The 1057-nt window shown below is 47.2% G+C and carries 1 protein-coding gene; it reads left to right on the forward strand.

The genetic code is table 11. The features are described from left to right. On the forward strand, window positions 1-1057 hold a 1057-nt coding region (locus tag A3763_RS14280), incomplete at both ends, for a DUF5011 domain-containing protein (protein WP_156495099.1).

Genomic DNA, 1057 nt, shown 5'->3' on the forward strand with positions numbered 1-1057 from the left:
CTGGCAAACTAACACTATTAATAAGGTTCGCCCTGAAGATGGCGCGCTACTTCTATCATTACCCGGCCCTTCAACACTACCTTCTTATCAGTCTAACCCTTCTGTCACCAATGCTCGTCCTTTCGGTATTACCTGGGATGGTCGCGACTTGTGGGTAGCAGACCAACAAGAACAAAAGATATTTCGGGTTGACCCCACTGACGGTAGCGTGGTCGGTTTTTTTGAAACACCAGGCTCAAACCCCAAGGGCTTAAGCTGGGACGGGGAACTAATTTGGCACGCTGACCAAACAACAGGCCTAATTTACGCGATTGAAACAGGTGTCATACCTTTCGGTATCACAGGCTGTATCGAAAAGAATGGTGTAGCAATCGAAGCAGACCTACTTCTCAGCCAAACAGCACAATCGGATATAACCACAAGCACCGATGTGGATGGTTGCTTCCAGTTTACCAATTTTGTTGCTGGCTCCCCGATTCAGCTTCAAGCAAACGAGTCAGGTGTTGACCTTAAGCCGGTTATTACACTTAGTGAAACGTCACCTGGTTCAACTGATGTCACCCTCTTGGTCGGCGATACCTATGCAGAGCCTGGCTTCGTTGCGATAGACCCAGAGGACGGTGACATTAGTGTCGATGTTATCACTAGACCAAACGTCCTTGATACTCCCTCTATTATTGATACTTCCACCCCTAATAACTCCGGCATTCAAATTGAATACGATGTTGTCGACAGCCAAGGCAACAACGCGACAACAGTTATCCGAACTGTATACGTCATCGAAGAAGATACTACTGCACCAGTGATCACTCTTATTGGTGACGACCCTACTTATGTTGAACAGCTTTCGACTTATAATGAAGAAGGCGCTACCGCTATCGATAACCGTGATGGAGATATCAGCGCCAACATTATGATCAGTGGAAACGTCGATTCTGACACTGCCGGCACTTACACACTTGCTTACGATGTTACCGATGAAGCTGGCAATGTAGCCACGACCGTAACGCGCGAGGTGATCGTTCAAGATACGACTGCACCAGTAATAACACTTATC

This window comes from Oleiphilus sp. HI0128, assembly GCF_001635365.1.